The organism is Christiangramia aquimixticola, from assembly GCF_048285835.1.
Lineage (GTDB): Bacteria > Bacteroidota > Bacteroidia > Flavobacteriales > Flavobacteriaceae > Christiangramia > Christiangramia aquimixticola.
The window spans coordinates 1-336 of the sequence record NZ_JBLVTL010000113.1; the positions used below are offsets into that span (position 1 = coordinate 1).

A 336-nucleotide genomic window follows, 5' to 3' on the forward strand; every position below is an offset into this window, starting at 1 on the left:
CTCCTCCAAGAGGCTTTCCATTTTCTCTTTTTGTTGAGCCTTGGGCATGGTGGTCATTTCCAACACAGCCAGGATATTTTCCTCCACAGAAAGCTTGCGGAAAACAGATGCTTCCTGAGCCAAATATCCCAACCCGAGCTTTGCGCGCTTGTACATGGGTAAGCCGGTGATGTCTTGATCTTCCAGAAAAATTTTTCCTTCGTTGGGCTGAATCAAACCCACGATCATGTAAAATGAAGTGGTCTTCCCGGCTCCATTGGGACCAAGTAGCCCCACGATTTCACCCTGCTCCACTTGCACAGAGATGTCATTGACCACACGGCGGCCTTTGTAGAT

1 protein-coding gene is annotated in these 336 nt (G+C 48.8%); it reads right to left on the bottom strand.

Annotated elements, in window-relative coordinates:
- On the bottom strand, positions 1 to 336 hold a 336-nt coding region (locus ACNKXV_RS13735), incomplete at its 3' end, for an ATP-binding cassette domain-containing protein (protein WP_417908289.1).